1 tRNA gene and 2 rRNA genes are annotated in these 3,498 nt (G+C 53.7%); all 3 read left to right on the forward strand.

What is annotated here, in order from left to right:
- Positions 1 to 193 precede the first annotated feature (193 nt).
- The 3 genes from ACR0CU_RS18375 (at position 194) to ACR0CU_RS18385 (ending at position 3,482) form a co-directional block, all read left to right on the forward strand.
- A 23S ribosomal RNA gene (locus ACR0CU_RS18375) occupies positions 194 to 3,020 on the forward strand.
- Positions 3,021 to 3,204: 184 nt separating this feature from the next.
- Positions 3,205 to 3,319: ribosomal RNA gene (gene rrf, locus ACR0CU_RS18380) — 5S ribosomal RNA — on the forward strand.
- Between the two features lie 86 nt (positions 3,320 to 3,405).
- Positions 3,406 to 3,482 (forward strand) — tRNA-Met (locus tag ACR0CU_RS18385).
- The last annotated feature ends 16 nt before the right edge of the window (positions 3,483 to 3,498 follow it).

Genomic DNA, 3,498 nt, shown 5'->3' on the forward strand with positions numbered 1-3,498 from the left:
GGCAGCATGGGTTCCAGGATGGAAGGCGGGAAAGTATGCTTTTGGTTCAGAAACAGAGGCGGCCTTTAGTTACCAGCTGGGCCTGCCGTGAATGATACGCCGTCTGCGAAGAACGAAGTTCGCAGCAGACACCGTGCTCAAGTAGCCGAATAGGCGGTAGCACAAACTATCGTGTCTTTCTCTTTCTGGATCAAATCAAGCGCGAGAAGGGCGTTTGGTGAATGCCTTGGCAGCAAGAGGCGATGAAAGACGTGATACTCTGCGATAAGCCATGGGGAGCTGAGAATAAGCTTTGATCCATGGATCTCTGAATGGGGCAACCCACCTGAATGTTTGTTATTGTTAGCACAGCTGATCAATAATGAGCATGACCAGGTACTTAAGACCTGAATACATAGGGTTTTAAGGGCAAACCCGGGGAACTGAAACATCTAAGTACCCGGAGGAAAGGAAATCAATTGATACTCCCCTAGTAGCGGCGAGCGAACGGGGACCAGCCGAGCCGGATAAGTGAGAAGAACATGTTGGGAAGCATGGCCATAGCGGGTGACAGCCCCGTATTCGAAGCTTTGACGGACGTATTAAGTAGGGCGGAACACGTGAAATTCTGTCTGAAGATCGGAGGACCACCTTCGAAGGCTAAGTACTCCTTGCTGACCGATAGCGAACCAGTACCGTGAGGGAAAGGTGAAAAGCACCCCGACGAGGGGAGTGAAACAGTACCTGAAACCGAACGCCTACAATCAGTCGGAGGCTCCTAGAGAGCTGACGGCGTACCTTTTGTATAATGGGTCATCGACTTGGTCTCACGAGCAAGCTTAAGCCGTTAGGTGTAGGCGTAGCGAAAGCGAGTCTTAATAGGGCGTATGAGTTCGTGGGATCAGACCCGAAACCGAGTGATCTAGGCATGGCCAGGTTGAAGGTGCGGTAACACGCACTGGAGGACCGAACCCACATCCGTTGAAAAGGATCGGGATGAGCTGTGCCTAGGGGTGAAAGGCCAATCAAACTCGGAGATAGCTGGTTCTCTGCGAAATCTATTTAGGTAGAGCGTCATCCGAATACCCCGGGGGGTAGAGCACTGGATGGGTAATGGGGCCCCACAGGCTTACTGATCCTAACCAAACTCCGAATACCCGGGAGTACTAGATGGCAGACACACTGCGGATGCTAACGTCCGTAGTGGAGAGGGAAACAACCCTGACCTACAGCTAAGGCCCCCAATTCATGGCTAAGTGGGAAAGCAGGTGGGACGACCAAAACAACCAGGAGGTTGGCTTAGAAGCAGCCATCCTTTAAAGATAGCGTAACAGCTCACTGGTCTAAACAAGTTGTCCTGCGGCGAAGATGTAACGGGGCTCAAGCCATGAGCCGAAGCTTAGGATGCCGTAAGGCATGGTAGCAGAGCGTAGTGTGACATAGATCCATGCCTCCTTGATCCCTTCGGGGATATTGGAGGCGAGGATCTTTCGATGAAGCCGGCCTGTGAGGGATCCGGTGGAGAGATCACTAGTGAGAATGATGACATGAGTAGCGACAAAGAGTGTGAGAGACACTCTCGCCGAAAGTCCAAGGGTTCCTGCTTAAAGCTAATCTGAGCAGGGTAAGCCGGCCCCTAAGCCGAGGCCGAAAGGCGTAGGCGATGGGAACTAGGTTAATATTCCTAGGCCAGGAGGATGTGACGGATCACAGGTGTAGTTCAATCTTATCGGATTGATTGGGCTGCTGAGTGGTTCCTGGAAATAGCCCTCCATCAGACCGTACCCTAAACCGACACAGGTGGACTGGTAGAGCATACCAAGGCGCTTGAGAGAACGATGTTGAAGGAACTCGGCAAAATACCTCCGTAAGTTCGCGAGAAGGAGGCCCGGTTCCTAGGCAACTAGGGGCTGGGGGCACAAACCAGGGGGTGGCGACTGTTTATTAAAAACACAGGGCTCTGCGAAGTCGCAAGACGACGTATAGGGTCTGACGCCTGCCCGGTGCCTGAAGGTTAAAAGGAGAGGTGAGAGCCTTGAATTGAAGCCCAGGTAAACGGCGGCCGTAACTATAACGGTCCTAAGGTAGCGAAATTCCTTGTCGGGTAAGTTCCGACCTGCACGAATGGCGTAACGACTTCCCCGCTGTCTCCAACATCGACTCAGCGAAATTGAATTGCCTGTCAAGATGCAGGCTTCCCGCGGTTAGACGGAAAGACCCCGTGCACCTTTACTACAGCTTCGCACTGGCATCAGGACTGCAATGTGCAGGATAGGTGGTAGGCTTCGAAGCAGGGACGCCAGTTCCTGTGGAGCCTCCCTTGAGATACCACCCTTTGCATTCTTGATGTCTAACCGCGGTCCGTTATCCGGATCCGGGACCCTGCGTGGCGGGTAGTTTGACTGGGGCGGTCGCCTCCTAAAGCGTAACGGAGGCGCGCGAAGGTTGGCTCAGAGCGGTCGGAAATCGCTCGTTGAGTGCAATGGCAGAAGCCAGCCTGACTGCGAGACTGACAAGTCGAGCAGAGTCGAAAGACGGCCATAGTGATCCGGTGGTCCCGAGTGGAAGGGCCATCGCTCAACGGATAAAAGGTACGCCGGGGATAACAGGCTGATACTGCCCAAGAGTCCATATCGACGGCAGTGTTTGGCACCTCGATGTCGGCTCATCTCATCCTGGGGCTGGAGCAGGTCCCAAGGGTACGGCTGTTCGCCGTTTAAAGAGGTACGTGAGCTGGGTTTAGAACGTCGTGAGACAGTTCGGTCCCTATCTGCCGTGGGTGTAGGAGACTTGAGAGGAGTTGCCCCTAGTACGAGAGGACCGGGGTGAACGATCCACTGGTGGACCTGTTGTCGTGCCAACGGCAGTGCAGGGTAGCTATGATCGGACAGGATAACCGCTGAAGGCATCTAAGCGGGAAGCCCCCCTCAAAACAAGGTCTCCCTGAGGGCCGTGGAAGACCACCACGTCAATAGGCCGGAGATGTAAGCGCAGCAATGCGTTCAGTTGACCGGTACTAATCGCCCGATAGGCTTGATTTGATCCAGTAACAGAAAGACAAATCACCAAAAGCATACACTGACCTTGAGTTGGACAACGTTGATTGATGTGAAACCCCGCAAGGGGTGACACAACCGTGCGGGAACGCGCATTCGCAAGCGAATACGCCGCCTCCCGCGCTTCGCCTTTTTGCAAAGCAAAAAGAGCGACGGGGATTTTCCTCGGTTTGGTGGTCATAGCGCAAGTGAAACACCCGGTCCCATCCCGAACCCGGAAGTTAAGCACTGCAGCGCCAATGGTACTTGGGCTCAAGCCCCGGGAGAGTAGGTCACCGCCAAACCTAGAAAAATCCCCCCTCTCTAAAACGATCAAAAAACACGACCAGGTCTCAATCAGCCAAATAGGCAACAGACCAACCCAAAGTGTCGCGGGATGGAGCAGCCCGGTAGCTCGTCAGGCTCATAACCTGAAGGTCGCAGGTTCAAATCCTGCTCCCGCAACCAAATCCACAAAATCAAA

This window comes from Ruegeria sp. BC2 (assembly GCF_056539245.1).